Annotated in this window: 15 protein-coding genes and 1 tRNA gene; 6 read left to right on the top strand and 10 right to left on the bottom strand. The window is 46.7% G+C overall.

Translation table 11 applies throughout. The features are described 5' to 3' along the window. Window positions 1–21 precede the first annotated feature (21 nt). Window positions 22–948, bottom strand: coding sequence for a tRNA (adenosine(37)-N6)-dimethylallyltransferase MiaA (miaA, locus tag J5A66_RS05840; protein WP_211789736.1), 927 nt, complete (start codon window positions 946–948; stop codon window positions 22–24). A gap of 86 nt (window positions 949–1,034) precedes the next feature. Further along, on the bottom strand, window positions 1,035–2,054 hold the full coding sequence (gene gap, locus J5A66_RS05835) for a type I glyceraldehyde-3-phosphate dehydrogenase (protein ID WP_211789735.1): 1,020 nt from the start codon (window positions 2,052–2,054) through the stop codon (window positions 1,035–1,037). A gap of 186 nt (window positions 2,055–2,240) precedes the next feature. On the opposite strand from gap, the gene mscL reads away from it, so the two are divergent. Together mscL and J5A66_RS05825 are read left to right on the top strand one after the other, a co-directional pair. After that, the gene (mscL, locus tag J5A66_RS05830) at window positions 2,241–2,633 is read left to right on the top strand and encodes a large-conductance mechanosensitive channel protein MscL (protein WP_305792198.1); all 393 of its coding nucleotides are present in this window, start codon (window positions 2,241–2,243) and stop codon (window positions 2,631–2,633) included. Between the two features lie 231 nt (window positions 2,634–2,864). Next, a complete protein-coding gene (locus J5A66_RS05825; protein WP_211789734.1) occupies window positions 2,865–3,191 on the top strand; it encodes a nucleoside triphosphate pyrophosphohydrolase family protein in 327 nt (108 codons plus the stop codon). 109 nt (window positions 3,192–3,300) lie between these two features. Here the strand turns inward: J5A66_RS05825 and J5A66_RS05820 are convergent, their stop codons facing one another. From J5A66_RS05820 to J5A66_RS05800, 5 genes are all read right to left on the bottom strand, one after another. After that, a complete protein-coding gene (locus tag J5A66_RS05820; RefSeq protein WP_211791448.1) occupies window positions 3,301–4,875 on the bottom strand; it encodes an Rne/Rng family ribonuclease in 1,575 nt (524 codons plus the stop codon). Window positions 4,876–5,124: 249 nt separating this feature from the next. After that, the gene (locus J5A66_RS05815) at window positions 5,125–5,409 is read right to left on the bottom strand and encodes an HU family DNA-binding protein (protein ID WP_211789733.1); all 285 of its coding nucleotides are present in this window, start codon (window positions 5,407–5,409) and stop codon (window positions 5,125–5,127) included. Window positions 5,410–5,635: 226 nt separating this feature from the next. Further along, window positions 5,636–5,709, bottom strand: a tRNA-Arg gene (locus tag J5A66_RS05810). Between the two features lie 122 nt (window positions 5,710–5,831). Next, the gene (gene htpG / locus J5A66_RS05805) at window positions 5,832–7,886 is read right to left on the bottom strand and encodes a molecular chaperone HtpG (protein ID WP_211789732.1); all 2,055 of its coding nucleotides are present in this window, start codon (window positions 7,884–7,886) and stop codon (window positions 5,832–5,834) included. Window positions 7,887–7,962: 76 nt separating this feature from the next. Then, complete coding sequence (locus J5A66_RS05800) at window positions 7,963–8,724, bottom strand: amidohydrolase (RefSeq protein WP_211789731.1); 762 nt, start codon at window positions 8,722–8,724, stop codon at window positions 7,963–7,965. 478 nt (window positions 8,725–9,202) lie between these two features. Here J5A66_RS05800 and J5A66_RS05795 point away from each other — a divergent pair, with 478 nt between their 5' ends. Both J5A66_RS05795 and J5A66_RS05790 read left to right on the top strand, forming a co-directional pair. After that, window positions 9,203–9,865: a DUF4468 domain-containing protein gene (locus J5A66_RS05795; RefSeq protein WP_211789730.1), complete on the top strand. Its 663-nt coding sequence runs from the start codon at window positions 9,203–9,205 to the stop codon at window positions 9,863–9,865. A 252-nt stretch (window positions 9,866–10,117) separates the two neighbouring features. Then, window positions 10,118–12,427 (top strand): putative porin, encoded by a 2,310-nt coding sequence (locus J5A66_RS05790; RefSeq protein ID WP_211789729.1) that lies wholly within the window; start codon window positions 10,118–10,120, stop codon window positions 12,425–12,427. A 109-nt stretch (window positions 12,428–12,536) separates the two neighbouring features. Here J5A66_RS05790 and J5A66_RS05785 read toward each other — a convergent pair whose 3' ends face one another. After that, on the bottom strand, window positions 12,537–12,932 hold the full coding sequence (locus tag J5A66_RS05785) for a hypothetical protein (protein ID WP_211789728.1): 396 nt from the start codon (window positions 12,930–12,932) through the stop codon (window positions 12,537–12,539). Window positions 12,933–12,937: 5 nt separating this feature from the next. Beyond that, a complete protein-coding gene (locus J5A66_RS05780; RefSeq protein ID WP_211789727.1) occupies window positions 12,938–14,395 on the bottom strand; it encodes an aminoacyl-histidine dipeptidase in 1,458 nt (485 codons plus the stop codon). A 92-nt stretch (window positions 14,396–14,487) separates the two neighbouring features. Here J5A66_RS05780 and J5A66_RS05775 point away from each other — a divergent pair, with 92 nt between their 5' ends. Together J5A66_RS05775 and J5A66_RS05770 are read left to right on the top strand one after the other, a co-directional pair. Further along, entirely contained in the window at window positions 14,488–14,718 is a 231-nt protein-coding gene (locus J5A66_RS05775; RefSeq protein WP_211789726.1) for a hypothetical protein, read from the top strand. Beyond that, window positions 14,715–15,323 (top strand): OmpH family outer membrane protein, encoded by a 609-nt coding sequence (locus J5A66_RS05770; RefSeq protein ID WP_211789725.1) that lies wholly within the window; start codon window positions 14,715–14,717, stop codon window positions 15,321–15,323. Before J5A66_RS05775 ends, J5A66_RS05770 begins: the two co-directional genes overlap by 4 nt. A gap of 363 nt (window positions 15,324–15,686) precedes the next feature. Here the strand turns inward: J5A66_RS05770 and J5A66_RS05765 are convergent, their stop codons facing one another. After that, window positions 15,687–16,142 (bottom strand): hypothetical protein, encoded by a 456-nt coding sequence (locus J5A66_RS05765; protein WP_211789724.1) that lies wholly within the window; start codon window positions 16,140–16,142, stop codon window positions 15,687–15,689. Between the last annotated feature and the right edge of the window lie 39 nt (window positions 16,143–16,181).

Here is a 16,181-nt window from a genome sequence, read left to right as displayed (position 1 = left end):
TCCTCCTTTTCCTGTTTCTCATCATTTATTGGCAATTCTTATCCATTCTCTCACCTGCTCTATTTTCTGCTGCATAGGCAGTGTAGCGTCCAGCCAACGAATGGAAAAGCCTCTCCGTTCCATTCCTCTGAACCATGTCATCTGACGTTTGGCAAACTGATGAATGGCAATTTCCAATCCTCGGAACATTTCTTCGTAATTGCTTCTACCTATTATATATTCGGTTACATATTTATATTCCAGTCCATAATACATCAAATCGGCGGCAGTAACGCCACCATTGAGCAAGGCTCTCACCTCCTCCACCATCCCTTCGTTTAATCTTGCTTTTAGTCTCTCGGTGATTTTACGACGTCGCAAGTCTCTATCGATATCTACTCCTACAATCAGCGAGTCGATACCGGGCAGCATTCGCCTGTCGAGCGGATGGTGCAACTGGTGAAACTCTATTTCAATGGCCCGTATAGCACGGTTTGTTGTGTCTACATCACTATTGTTGTGCATATGCGAATGATTGCGTTTCTTCAAATCGATGAGCAGTCTTTTTAACTGGCTCAACGAGCGATGAGAAAGCTTTTTGCGCAATGCAGCACATTGTGGAACGGGCGAAAGAGCATAACCCTTGAGAACCGCTTCGATATAAAGCCCCGTACCACCGCACAGAATCGGTAAAACGCCCCGCCCTGCGAGGTCTTCGTAAACCGTGTTGAAGTCTTGCTGATAACGGAAGAGATTATACTTTGCTCCCGGCTTCTCGATATCTATCAGGTGATAGGGTATCTGTCTGTTGCCCAAGCGATAGTCTGCCAAGTCTTTTCCCGTACCGATGTCCATACCTTTATACACCTGCCTACTGTCTGCACTGATAATCTCGGCATTCAGTTCTGCGGCAAGCGCAACAGCCAAACCGGTTTTTCCGCTGGCCGTCGGTCCTAAAACGGTTATCATCTTCACAAGGGCAAAGATAACAAAAAAAGTCGTCCTGCAAAACAGGACGACTTATTATTTATGGTCAAGACCAATCGATTTGCAGATTAGCCGTTTACTTTAGCCATGTGCTTGATCAGTTCTACCACCTTGTGAGAGTAGCCAATTTCGTTGTCATACCAAGAAACTACTTTCACAAATGTATCGGTAAGAGCGATACCTGCCTTTGCATCGAAGATAGAAGTGCGTGCATCACCGAGGAAGTCAGAAGAAACCACAGCGTCTTCGGTATAACCGAGGATGCCTTTCAGTTCGCCTTCAGATGCAGCTTTCATGGCAGCGCAAATCTCATCATACTTAGCAGGTTTTGCCAGGTTAACGGTGAGGTCTACAACAGATACATCCAGTGTAGGAACACGCATGGACATACCTGTGAGTTTGCCGTTCAATTCGGGGATTACTTTACCTACGGCCTTTGCAGCACCGGTAGAAGAAGGAATGATATTGCCCGAAGCAGCACGGCCACCACGCCAGTCTTTCAACGAAGGTCCGTCAACTGTTTTCTGAGTAGCAGTGGTAGAGTGAACCGTTGTCATCAAACCATCTTTGATGCCCCATTTGTCATTGAGCACCTTAGCGATAGGAGCCAAGCAGTTGGTGGTACAAGAAGCGTTGGAAACAAATTGTGTACCCTTTACGTAGCTCTTTTCGTTTACACCGCAAACAAACATGGGGGTGTCGTCCTTAGAGGGAGCCGACATCACTACATACTTAGCACCGGCGTCGAGGTGACCTTGAGACTTCTCTTTAGAAAGGAACAGTCCCGTAGATTCAACCACATATTCTGCACCTACTTCGTTCCACTTCAGATCGGCAGGGTTGCGCTCTGCCGTTACGCGGATAACGTTGCCGTTAACGATGAGTTGCGATTTTTCAACATCGGCCTCAATCGTACCTTTGAAGATGCCGTGCATGGTGTCATACTTCAACATGTATGCCAAGTAGTCTACCGGGCAAAGGTCGTTAATACCAACAACTACCACGTCTTTTGCATTTGCTTCTTCAAGAGAAGCACGGAAAACGAAACGACCGATACGGCCAAATCCGTTAATACCAATTTTAATCATCTTTGTTTTTTTATTTTATTGGGTTGAAAATAAATATCTATTGCATTTTAGCAAGTTGACATGACAAAATGAACTTAAAAATCAAAATGTTAGCCTAAACAATGCTTTTTTCCTTATTTGCTCCGCAAAGTTACGAATTTATTTCTACATTTGCATTGCATTTTTCTAATAAAAAACAAAAAAACAATGAGTAAAATTTTAAATGAGTTCAAAGACTTTGCCATGCGAGGCAATGTGTTAGATATGGCTGTAGGTGTGATTATCGGCGGTGCCTTCGGAAAAATTGTGTCTTCCGTGGTAGACGATTTGCTGATGCCTGTATTGGGAATGATCATCGGTGGGATTGATTTCAAGGGACTCTCGTTCCCTATCGGAGATGCGAAAATCACCTACGGAAACTTTCTTCAGAACGTGATCGACTTCTTGATCATTGCCTTCTGTATCTTCTTGCTTATCAAGGGCGTCAATACTTTGGTTAAAAAGAAACCTGAACCGGAGGCTCCGGCTGCGGAACCGCAACCCAGTAACGAGGAAAAACTTCTGGCCGAGATTCGCGACTTGCTGAAAAATAAATCCTGACTCTCGCTATATAATAAGGTGTAGATTGGCACTTGGTGTTCTTCATCAAGTGCTTTTTTAAGATCTGATAGTGATATTTGAGAAGGATAAGTCGCAGATGGTTTTCCAAAAGCTAAGAGATGACCTGCCAAAAGCTAAGAAAATGCACCCTAAAAGATAAGAGATCGGTGTGCAAAAGCTTAGCTTTTGAAAACGATCTGATGATTAACTGGAATAAAAAAAGATAAGAACATGGAAATGAACGAGTTCCAACGCCAAGCCTTGCAGACTGCCATCTATCCGCAAGAACTAAGAACAATATACCCACTCATCGGTATCACCGGGGAGACGGGCGAAGTGGCGGAGAAGGTTAAAAAGGTGATTCGTGACAGAAATGGTATCTTTTCGAAAAGCGATAGATTGGAAATTGCTAAAGAACTGGGGGATGTCCTATGGTATCTCTCTGTTTTAGCAAATGACTTAGGCTATTCGCTCGATGAGGTGGTAGCCCTTAACATTGAGAAGATTCGGTCGAGAAATGAACGTGGAAAACTTCATGGCAATGGCGATAATCGATGACACGAAAACCGAGTTGACCGTAAGACGCAACAAGATAGCTGACAAACACAGGGATATATAAACAAAAAGAGGAAAGTCATGATCGGCTTTCCTCTTTTTCTATGAGTTGCTATTTGGTTTCGATTTCTTCCTTCATGTCGATAAATTCTTTCTTGCTGTCATAGAATTCATATTGCAAGAAAGCTAACTTTTGAGAAGAAACGATGTGCAATCCGAATCCGTATTTCATCTGCCACCTACGCTTCAAGGAAATAAATCCCTGATTGATGTACGCAGCCACATAAGGATGCACATGCAAATAGAAGTTCTTTACTCCGATTTTGTTGACTAATCGGTCAATTTTTCTTTCAAGTTGATCTGTAAACAGGATGCTCGACTTGATCTTTCCCTTACCAAAGCAGGTGGGACAGGTCTCATCTACGCTTACATCCATTGCTGGACGAACCCGCTGACGGGTAATTTGCATCAAACCGAACTTACTTAATGGCAAGATGTTATGCCGTGCACGGTCTTGCTGCATGTTCTTGCACATCCGCTCATAAAGCAATTGGCGGTCTTCGGCTAAGTTCATGTCGATGAAGTCTACAACGATAATGCCTCCCATATCTCTAAGACGCAGCTGGCGGGCAAGCTCGTCTGCGGCACCAAGATTTACATCTAAGGCATTGGCTTCCTGGCCTTTCTCCGATCGGGTTCTATTGCCGCTGTTGACATCCACTACATGCAACGCCTCCGTATGCTCAATAATGAGGTAGGCTCCATGCTTGTAATTAACGGCCTTTCCAAAGCTCGACTTGATTTGTTTTGTAATGTTGAAGTTGTCAAAGATGGGAACTTTTCCCTTGTATAGCTTCACTATGTCGACCTTTTCGGGTGCAATCATTGATACATAGTTCTTCACTTCTTTGAAAACATCTTCATCATTAACGTGAATGTTTTCGTAAGTCGGATTGAATAAGTCGCGCAACAGGGCTACAGCTCGGCTGGTTTCCTCAAAAACCAACTGTGGTCTTTTTTGAGTTTTCTGTACCTTCTCAATAGCATCTTCCCAATATTTGGTCAGCGTTTTGAGTTCTGCGTCCAGTTCGGCAACCCTTTTTCCTTCTGCCACAGTTCGCACAATCACTCCGCAATTCTTCGGTTTGATGCTATGAATCAGCTGTTTTAACCTTGCGCGTTCTTCGCCGCTTTTAATCTTTGAAGAAACAGATACTTTATCATTAAAGGGAATCAGTATCAGATACCGTCCTGCAAAGGAAAGTTCACACGTAAGTCTTGGCCCCTTTGTAGAGATGGGTTCTTTTACGATCTGCACCAAAACCTCCTGTCCAACGGTAAGTGTTGTTTGCACACTGCCATCCTTTTTTAGGTCGGGCAGCCTTGAAGCTTTGGCAAAAGGATAAAGTTTTCTTCTGTCGCTTTGTACCTGTTTCAGATACTTTGCATAAGAATCAAATTGACTTCCTAAGTCAAGATAATGGAGAAAAGCATCGCGTTCAAAACCTACATCTACAAAACTGGCATTCAGTCCTGGCATTAGTTTCTTCACTTTTGCCACGTAGACGTTTCCAACAGAAAACGAAACCGCGCGCGGTTCGCTTTGATACTCTACTAGTCTTTTATCTTCCAGAAGAGCAATCGAGATTTCTTTCTGTTGAACATCAATTACTACTTCGCTGGTCATTTCTCTTTTTTCCAAATACTTAGTGGTCTTTTCAAATGCAAAAGGGGCGCGTCAAGATGTCCTCGACGGATGCATTGACGTCCCCCTTTTTAAGAACAGACTTTTATTTGCTCTTATGTCTATTCTTTCTCAGTCTTTTTTTACGTTTGTGTGTAGCCATTTTGTGGCCTTTTCTTTTCTTTCCGCTTGGCATAGCTCTAAATTTTTAATGTTTAATTATGATGTTGTTATATAATCTTAGCAAGTTGGTCAGTTCTCACCTTTCATCTGTTCTACAAAGCTTTTTGCCGGTTTGAAGCATGGCAAATCGTGTGCAGCAATGGTGATGGTGGTATTCTTTGCGATGTTACGTGCTGTTTTTGCTGCACGATGCTTGATGATAAAGCTTCCGAACCCACGAAGGTAAACATTCTCTTTCTTGTCTAACAGACTGTTTTTGATTGTTTCCATAAAACTTTCAACAGCTACAGAAACATCTTTTTTCTGCATACCGGTCTGTATAGCAATCTCGTTGATAATATCTGCCTTTGTCATTATATCTCTATTATTTATTGTTATACATTTGCATCCTATCTGAATAGGGTTTGCAAATATACGAGTTTTTTGCGTGATAAGAAAATTTATCGGAGGTTTTTTGCCTTTTGTCTATTGTTTTCTCGAAGCGCGAACTGGCTAACTCTCAACCTCTTACGCTGTGTGCGATAAGGCAATAGAAACGAAAAAGGCTCATACATAAATATGTATCAGCCTTCAATTCTTGTGATTCCGGCGGGATTCAAACCCACAACCTTCTGATCCGTAGTCAGATGCTCTATTCAGTTGAGCTACGGAACCTTGTCCCGAATTGCGTGTGCAAAGGTAAAATGTTTTTTTGTTTCTGCCAAATATAAAAGGAGATTTTTCTGAAAAAAGTTTTCTTTCTTCTGAAAAATCTCCTTTTCATGGGATGATATACCTTATTTAATAAGGTCTACCGAACGTTTCAAAAAGGCATCAAGCGCAGCACCTTTCAACATTCCGTTTTGCAAGAGGGCCAAGTCGATCAGCTGGTGAACCACCTTGTTGTCTTTGGCATAGCTGTTCAGCACTTCTTGTTTCTTGCTGCGCTGATCGGCGATGTCCTTTTCCGTCTTCTGCACCTCTTCTTTTTCTTCTGCCGTTACGTCTTCGGGTTTCTTATCTTTCTGCGACTGACGCAGAGCGGCAAGACGTGCTTCAAGTCCTTTTATCTCGCTGTCTACGGGCTTCAGACGATCGGCCGTATCGGCTTTGCATTCTTCCAGTACTCTCTTCACCAGTTGATGGTCGCTATTGAGTACCACGCTGAACGTGTCGGGCATCTGTGCATAGAAACTCATACCCGGTTGGAAACGGCTCATCTCCTTCATTCGGCGCATATATTCGCTTTGCGTAATGAGGATGGGTTGTGCTTTTGAACCCAACGGTTGAACCTCTGCCATAAACTCCACCTTATTTATATGGGGCATTTGAGAGCGGAATACCTGCGACAGATTCTCACGATCGGTATCGCTCAGATCGCTTTTCAAGTCGTCTGCCTTGGGTATGAGCCGTTCAATAATGTCACTATCGACACGCACAAAACGGCTTTTCTCGAATTTCTGTTCCAGCATCGACACGACCGGAACATCAAGCTGACCTTCCAACAACAGCACGCTGTAACCTTTTTCCTTAGCAGCTTCCACGTAAGAATACTGTTCTTCCTTGTCGTTGGCATAGAGATAAACCAGCTGGCCTTCCTTATCGGTCTGATGTTCTTTAATCAAAGTTTGATATTCCTCATAAGTAAAATATTTCCCCTCGGTATCTTTCAGCAGAGCAAAGTCCTTTGCCCGGTTGTAGAAATCTTCTTGTGAGAGCATACCATAGTTGATAAAGAGCTTCAAGTGGTCCCATTTCTCTTCAAAATCTTTCCGGTTTTCTTTGAACAGAGCTTGCAGTCGGTCGGCTACTTTCTTAGTGATGTAGGTAGAAATTTTCTTTACATCGGCATCGCTTTGCAGATAGCTGCGGCTGACATTCAACGGAATATCGGGCGAATCGATAACGCCGTGCAGCAACGTAAGGAACTCTGGCATGATGCCCTCCACCTGATCGGTTACGAACACCTGATTGCAATAAAGCTGAACCTTGTTGCGTTGCAGTTCGATATTCGACTGAATGCGTGGGAAATAGAGAATTCCGGTGAGATGGAACGGATAATCCACATTGAGATGAATCCAAAATAGCGGTTCATCTTGCATTGGATAAAGCGTGTGATAGAAGTTTTTGTAATCCTCATCTTTCAGCGTACTGGGTGTTTTTGTCCAAAGCGGCTCCACGTTATTGATGATATGATCTTCTTCGGTGTCCACTTGTTTTCCGTCTTTCCATTCGGTTTTCTTCCCGAAGGCAATGGGAACGGGTAAGAACTTGCAATATTTGTTGAGCAGTTCTTCAATTTTCCCTTTTTCCAGGAACTCCTTACAGTCGTCGTCGATATAGAGAATGATGTCCGAACCGCGGTCGTTTTTCTCGACTTCTTCAATTTCGTAGGCCGGAGAGCCATCACAACTCCACTTTACCGCTACAGCACCATCTTGATAACTGCGTGTAACAATCTCCACCTTCTTGCTCACCATGAACGAAGAGTAGAATCCCAGTCCAAAGTGACCGATGATAGCATTGGCGTTATCTTTGTATTTATCGAGAAAATCGCTCACACCCGAGAAGGCAATTTGGTTGATATAGCGGTCGATTTCCTCTGCTGTCATTCCCACACCGCGGTCGCTGATGGTCAAGGTGCCTTTTTCGGTATCCAGATTGACGTGCACAGCCAGTTCGCCCAATTCGCCTTTAAAGTCGCCACGGTCGGCCAGCGTCTTCAGTTTTTGTGTTGCGTCCACTGCATTCGAGATCAGTTCGCGCAGAAAAATCTCATGATCCGAATAGAGAAACTTTTTAATCACGGGGAAGATATTCTCTGTTGTAACCCCAATATTTCCTTTTTGCATATGAATATATAATGTTTAAGATTTGCGGATTTGCATGCTATCCAAAGCAAACACCATGCCAAAAAGCCTTCCGAGGCTATTCCAATACAAATCTGTCGGCATCTCTCAGCACGGGGAAGGCCTGTTGATGCATGGCCAACTCGGCTATATCCAGTTCTGCCACGGCTGTTTCTTCCCGCTCTGGTCCGCAAAGGGCAAGCGGTTCTCCCAGCGGATTGAGCACGATAGAGCTACCGCCGTATTCGTTGGCCGCATCTTTCCCCACCCGATTAACGCCTACGACAAAACATTGATTCTCAATGGCACGGGCGCGCAACAAGGTTTTCCAGGCCGAGAGGCGAACAGTGGGCCAATTGGCCACATAAAGAAGAGCGTCGTAATCGCCCCGATTCCGACTCCAAACAGGGAAACGCAGATCGTAGCACACCTCCAATAGGAAACGAACACCCCGAAAACTTACCACCACTCGCCTTTCTCCGCTGGTGTAACGCCGATCTTCGCCGCCATAGGCAAAGAGATGCCGTTTGTCATAGTGATGCACAGTCCCGTTGGGTTCTACAAAATAAAAACGGTTATAATGCTGTTTGCCCTGCTTTATAGCCACCGATCCGGCAATAGCGGCATTCCATCGAGCGGCCGTTGTCCTCATCCAATGCAGCGTTTCTCCGTCTTCGGACTCAGACAAGGCCTCGCCTGTAACGGCAAACCCCGTAGAGAACATTTCGGGGAGAATGTATAGGTCGGCTTTGGGACAACGTTCCATCAGCTGTTCAGCATGTTTCACATTCTCCGTCGGCTTTCCCCACACAATATCCGTTTGCAATATAGCTATTTTCATTTTCTTGTTCAAATGGATTGACATTTGCAAAACTACCTCTTTTCGGCGAAATCTGCAAGTGCGAAACTCTCGAAAAACGGTGTACCGCCCCACTCCACTGTCGGTCTTTGTTCAGAGTCGATTTTGTCATCGCTCCTCGCTGGTTTTCCGTTCTCTTAGCTTTTGGGTTGCGTTTTCTTAGCTTTTGGGTTGCGTTTTCTTAGCTTTTGCATGCCAAAAACTAAGGTTTTAAGTAATGGTTTGTAACAGCCTGTTTTTCAGTGTGTTATAAAGTATGCGTAAATCTGTTGAAGGAGGTTATGATAAAGGACTTTATGATGGAAGAGAAACGGCGATTGGCGATGGCCGAAAATGCTTTTCCTGGCCTACAGATGCTGGCGAATTCGGCTCCGAACAATAGTTAAATATTGAATATTGAAGTCGAGCCATCGCATTAATTCGTAATTTTGTGCGAAATATATACTCAAAAGAACGACAGATGAAAATACTCTTCCTCATTGCCTGGGCTGCTCTGCCGTTCTGTGCCATGGCGCAGAACGATTGGGAAAAACCACAGCAACCCGCCACACAGCAATCCACTCAAAAGGAAAAAGACGGTAAAAACAGTAAGGAAAAGGCAGAGATAGAAGACAAAAAATATCTTCAAGGGGCCATACCGCTCAAAGAGGGCAAGGTGATTTTCGACTTTGATCTCGATGTTCCGGGCAAAAACGCGCAAAAAATCTATGATCTTGTTTACACGACGCTGGACAGTCTGACCCGAACTGAGAACCAATTGTCCGAGAGCAATGTGGCTTTGGTGAACCGACGGGAGCATATCATCGCAGCTCGCTTCAAAGAGTGGCTCGTGTTTCAAAGCACTTTTCTCTCTTTAGACAGAACGCTCTTCAACTATACCCTTATTGCCAGATGCAGCGACGGACATCTCAACCTCTCTCTTTCGCGTATCAGTTATGCTTACGAAACCAACCGAGGCAGCAAAAATGGATTGGAAACGACGGCTGAAAATTGGATTACCGACGAATATGCACTCAACAAGAGCAAGACGAAACTGAACCGTATGTCGGGGAAATTTCGTCGAAAAACTCTCGATCGCAAAGAGGAGCTCTTCGACATCATCCGTCGGCAGGTGCTGAAATAGCTCTGGCGACAGATCTTTTTGCATCCCCTTTACATCAATATCTTTATGGAATATCAGGCTAACAGAAAGAGACATCGTCGGGAGGAAGACCGTTTTCTCCCTATTCGCAACGTTTTGAATCTCATTTTTATTCTCGGCGCACTCGTAGGCGTCGGTCTCTACTTCTTCTTCAACCGGCAAATGGGCACTTTTGTGGTGCTGGGTGCCATGGTTTTCAAGATTGTGGAGTGCATTTTACGCTTTATACGATAGATGAAAAAAACATCGATACTCCTCGCTACACTGCTCCTGACGATGACAAACGTCTTCGCACAGAACGAACTGAACAGGATCAACGAGGATGGAAACATTACATCGGACAAACAAAAAAACGGTGCCGACTCGCTGGGAACCGACAAAGAGATTCCTAAGGGGATGAAGGTGTGGACGGTGGATGCACGCTTTGGCGACAGAAATGCAGCAAGTCCCGACACGCTCTCGCACCTGTTTATGAACACAACATTCACCATGGGGCGATATGGGGAGTATAATTCGCTGGGTAATTTGGGGGCACCGCGCATCGCACGGGTCTTTATCCATCGCCCTACGGATGGCTCTCAGTTCATTTTCACTCAGCCCTACAGCTTTTTTCTTGTGCCGGTAGAGCGGTTTCTGTTTACCAATACGCTCTCGCCCATTACCAATCTGAGCTATTATAGCTGCGGCGACAAGACCGATGGGGAGGATCGTTTCAAGGCCAACTTCGGCGTTAACGCCGGCAAACGCATTGGGGCGGGGTTTCAGTTTGATTATGACTATGGGCGGGGATATTACCAAAACCAGAGCACCGCTCTCTTTAACTACACCATGTACGCCTCTTACATCGGCGATCGCTATCTGGCACACTTGCTTTTCTCTACCAATCATCAGAAGATAACCGAGAATGGGGGCATCACTAACGACAATTATATCACCCATCCGGAAACGTTCAATGAGTCGTTCAGCACGTCGGAAATCCCTACTGTGCTGCAAAAAAACTGGAATCGCAACGACAATCAGCACCTCTTCTTTTCTCATCGCTACAACATTGGCTTCCATCGTAAGGTGCCTATGACGAAAGAAGAAATCGAAGCGCGTAAGTTTGCCATCGCGGCAAAGAAGGATCAGCAGGAGCGTGAACGACGAAAAGGGGGAGGAAAAGTCAGCGAAGGAAGTTCGAACAAAGAACGACAGGAGGAGAAAAGCTTTGCCGGCCGGCCCGATAATGCTAAGATTATGGGTGCAGAACCCGCTAAAGGGACGGCTGGCGGAGAGCGTATCGCAGTTAACGGGAAAGCTGCAGCTGATAGTTTGCTGGCTATGCAGAGAAAGGAAAAGGAGGATACGGCGTGGTTGAAAAACGAGTATGTGCCGGTGACGAGTTTTATCCATACGCTGAAATTCGACAACTACCGCCGTATCTACGAGGCACACCAAACGCCAACCAACTATTATGCCAATAGTTATTATAATGCGGGTCGACTTACGGGCGATTCTATCTACGACGAAACACGGCACTACGTTCTTAAAAACACCGTTGCGCTGGCTTTGCTTGAGGGGTTTAACAAGTGGGCGAAGTCGGGCTTGAAGGCGTTTCTGACCAGCGAATTGCGCCATTTCATGCTCCCCGATACGCAGGCTCGAGCTCAAAGCTACAACGAACACAATATTAGCATCGGTGGACAACTTAGCAAAACGCAGGGAAAAACATTCCATTACGGGGTGACGGCCGAAACATGGCTGGTGGGAAAGGATGCCGGGCAGCTGAAAATCGATGGTACGACCGATCTCAACTTCCGACTTTTCGGCGACACGGTAACCCTCGCTGCCAGTGCGTTCTTCTATCGGCTCAATCCCACATTCTATTATCGGCATTATCATTCGCGTCACTTTTGGTGGGATAACGATGCGCTCTCGAAAATCATTCACACGCGTCTGCAAGGCATTTTTCACTACAAAAAGACCCGAACTACGCTGCGTTTTGCTGTGGATGAACTGAAAAACTATACTTACTTTGCGCAGGGTTACACCATTAATAACGATTTTACGCGTACAGCCAATACGGTGACGGTAGAGCAAAGCGGTGCACCCATCAATCTGCTCACGGCTGAACTGAATCAGGATGTTACCCTCGGTCCGATTCATTGGGAAAGTATCGTGACCTGGCAGAAGTCGAGCAAGGAAGCTGTTCTGCCCGTTCCCACTCTCAATGTCTACACCAATCTCTATCTGCGCTTTAAGATTGCGCGCGTGTTGAAATGCGACTTGGGAGCCGATCTGCGTTATTTCACCAGCTATTATGCCCCCGACTACAGTCCGGCGTTGGGACAATTCGCTGTTCAGGCAAGTAACAGTCTGACGAAGATCGGCAACTATCCCATCGTGAATGTCTATGCCAATTTCCAACTCAAGCAGGCGCGATTCTTCTTGATGGCCAGTCATGTCAATGCCGGAAGCGGAAGGAAGAACTATTTTCTCACGCCGCATTATCCGCTGAACGACCGAGTGATCTACTTCGGATTGAGTTGGAATTTCTTTAATTAATCTCTCCCTGACCTTGCAACTACATCTCTTTTTGCAGAGCCAAAACAAAAAACATCCCCTGTCCGACGGTCGTGTCGAACAGGGGATGTTGCATAGAGGAGGAACGTTTCTATCGGTTGTCGCTCTTAACGGCAACTACCCGCGTGAGATTGGGGTCGAGATAGAACGTTTGTCGATATTCTTTCGGTGCGCGTTGGCTGCCTTCCAGCGTGTAAGTAACCGACAGCATCATCAGCGTTGACGTGTTTTGGGGACGTTCGCCGTAACGTATTCCGGGTTTGAAGATGCCGTTCTTTCCAGCAGACTGCCTCATTCGAACAATCGCTTCATCCGTGACGTAGAGTGCGGAATCAAGCGAACCGACTTCAGAGATAGAGGGCACAACGGTGGTGTTTTGCTCGATGAAATCGGAAACCAATTGTTTCGCCGTGTGCTGTTTTCCGCATCCTAAGATAAGGAGTGCGGAAAGACAGGCAAAGACGAAGATTTTGCGGTTCGTTTTCATGGTTGCTATTTGACGGGAACGTTCTTGAGAATCTCCAAGAGATGATCCCACACCATTTGGACGGTAGGAATAAGGAGGCGTTCGTCGGGCGTATGCACATCGCGTAGCGTGGGACCGAACGATACCATGTCGAGATGCGGATATCGAGTGGAGAACAATCCGCACTCTAAACCAGCGTGGATGCCGCGCACGATGGGTTCTTTGCCAAAGAGTTTTTGATAGGAATCGACGGCCAGGCGGGTGAGCTGGCTGTCGGGATTCATTTGCCAGGCAGGATAACCGTCGGTTTGTTCAACGTCGGCTCCGGCCAATTGGAAGGCGGCTTTCACGGCATTGCATTGATTGGTGAGGTTGCTCATCACGTTGCTACGTTGCGAAGCGAGGATGTCTACCTCGTTGTCTGTGGTTTTAACGACGGCCAGATTGCTCGATGTTTCTACCAAATCGCCCAGAGCTTTGTCTTGACACATAGCGAAGATGCCGTTGGTGACAGCTTGAAGAGCCTGAATCAGACGGCGACCGGTTTCTCTTGGAAGAACCTTTTCTGCACCGGTGCTCTCCATAGCGAACACCATTGAGCGGTCGGTTACGTGGAATTCGTCTTCCACCTCGGCGGCAAAGATGTTCCAATCGGCACGTACTTGTTCTTTCACTTCGTCGGGGACGGCGATCACGACACGACCGTCGCGCGGGATGGCGTTGTGCAATTTGCCCGAATTAAAACTGGCCAGGCGCAGGTCGAACTTCTCTTGTTCGGCGTAGACGAAGCGCGAAAGAATTTTGATGGCATTGGCACGTTTCTTATTGATGTCGTCTCCCGAGTGTCCCCCGGTGAGTCCTTTGAGAGAGAGTTCGAGGAAGAAATATCCGGCGGGAGCTTCTTCGTGGGTGAATCGGAACACGGCATGCGTGCTGCGACCGCCTGCGCAGGAGACGAAAATCTGCCCCTCGTCTTCAGAATCGAGATTGATGAGCATGTCGCCCGTCATGAATCCCGCCTCCATGCCCGAGGCACCAGTGAGTTGTGTTTCTTCGTCGCTGGTGAAGACGCACTCGAGCGGTCCGTGTTGGATGTCGTTGCTCTCGAGCACAGCCAGCTCCATGGCCACTCCGATGCCGTCGTCTGCCCCGAGCGTGGTGCCTTTGGCTTTCATCCAATCGCCGTCTACATAACTTTGGATGGCATCTTTGGAGAAGTCGAATTCGATGTCGACGAGTTTGTCGCACACCATATCGGTATGGCTTTGCAGGATCACCGTCTTTCGATTTTCGTAGCCCGGTGTGGCAGGTTTTCGAATGATGACATTGTTAGAGGCATCGACATTGACGTCGAGTGCATGCTGCTGGGCGAACTCTTTCAGATAGGCCACTATCTTTTCCTCGTGTTTTGAGGGACGCGGAATCTGATTAATCTTTTTGAACTGCTCGAAAACACAGCTGGGGGTCAGGTTGCTTTTACTCATTTTTACTTTCTTTGTTTGGTGATTTCGTGATTTATTAGTTACCTTTGCAGCGTTTTGAAACGCGCATTTTACGGAATGCAAAAATATAGAAAATGAAAGAGACATTGGCTTTATCGCTGTTAATAATTACTATAGCCATCGCTTTGCTCAGTGTGAAACTGATTCTAAGAAAAAACGGAAAATTCTCTTCGCAGCACATTCACGACAACCCTGGACTCAGAAAGCAAGGTATCCGCTGTGTGATCGATCAGGACAGAGAGGCACGGCGACAGAGCCTAACAGCCATCCACGAAAACGAAACAAGACAATCAAATAAACAATGAAGAAAAACATTCTTAAAACGCTGGCCCTATCGGGCGCAACGGTGCTGATGTTCACAGCCTGCAACAAGTCGAACGAGCCGGCCGAGAGCCCTTCGGGCACAAAAGCCAAGGGTGCTCCCACGAGCATGAAGATAGCCTACGTGGAGGTAGACTCCATCATGAGCCAGTACAAATTCTGCAAAGACTATTCGCTCATCCTTCAGAAGAAGGGGCAGAACATCCAAAACACCCTCGCCTCGAAGCAGCAGGCCCTGCAAACGGCAGCCGCCAACTTCCAGCAAAAGGTGCAGCAGAATGCCTACACCCGCGAACAGGCAGAGATGATTCAGGCCGGACTGCAAAAGCAGAACAATGACCTGCAGGCCTTGAACCAGCGATTGACCAACGAATTCCAGGTGGAGACCGACCGCTATAACGCTGCCCTGCGCGACAGCATCCGCCACTTCCTGGCCGAGTATAACAAAGACAAACGCTACAGCCTCATCTTGAGTAAGGCAGGCGACAATCTGCTCTATGCCGACAAGGCTTTTGACATCACCAACGATGTGATTGCCGGTCTGAACAAGGCCTACAAACCTGCAAAAGCCTCTGAGGCGAAGAAGTAATCCCCTACCCTCTTCTTTAAAAAAGTGGCCCAATGGAGTTTTGATTCCATTGGGCCACTTTTTATTTCTTGATGATTGAAGGAGAGCAACGCAGCTTTCTGAACTGTTCAGAACGGCCACGGAGACCAAAATGGTGCTACTGAACTGTTCAAAACCGTCACGGAGACCAAAATGATGCTACTGAACTGTTCAAAACGGCCGCGGAGGCCAAAATGATGCTACTGAACTGTTCAAAACCGTCGCGGAGACCAAAATGGTGCTACTGAACTGTTCAAAACCGTCACGGAGACCCAAATGATGCTACTGAACTGTTCAAAACGGCCGCGGAGACCAAAATGGGGCTACTGAACTGTTCAGAAGCCCTTATTCTCGACTCATTCTGGGCAAAGCACGCAGCCGAACCTGCCAACGACCCTCGCGCTTGACGACATGCAGGCGGAACGTTCCGCTGCCGATCACCCGACCGGCCCGACCAATGGTGTCCATCCGTACAAAATGGTTCACACGCACCACCACCTCTGCCAGAGAATCGCCCGATAGTAGTCGGCTATCCACCATCTCGCACACGGCATCTCGCTCCTTTCCCCGCAACACCTCGACGTCGGCCGGGTGCACCTGGCTTGCCGCATAGCGCAGCCAAAGACGTGATTCGGGCGTACAGAAAGGCACTGCCCGCGTGAACTGCCAGTTGAAGAAATGAACGGCAAACGAGTCGACACTTCCGTCGAACTGCATCGCACGAGTGCGGTTGCCGCAACTTGAGAAAACTCCGAACATCAGCCACGCACACAATGAAAATAAGGAAAATACAATCTTCATACCTCTCGATTTGAATGCCGACAAAGGTAGGAAAAACTT

Origin of the sequence: Prevotella sp. oral taxon 475, from assembly GCF_018127805.1 — a bacterium.
In the GTDB taxonomy this organism is placed as follows: domain Bacteria; phylum Bacteroidota; class Bacteroidia; order Bacteroidales; family Bacteroidaceae; genus Prevotella.
This window is presented reverse-complemented; position numbering and strand designations above follow the sequence as displayed.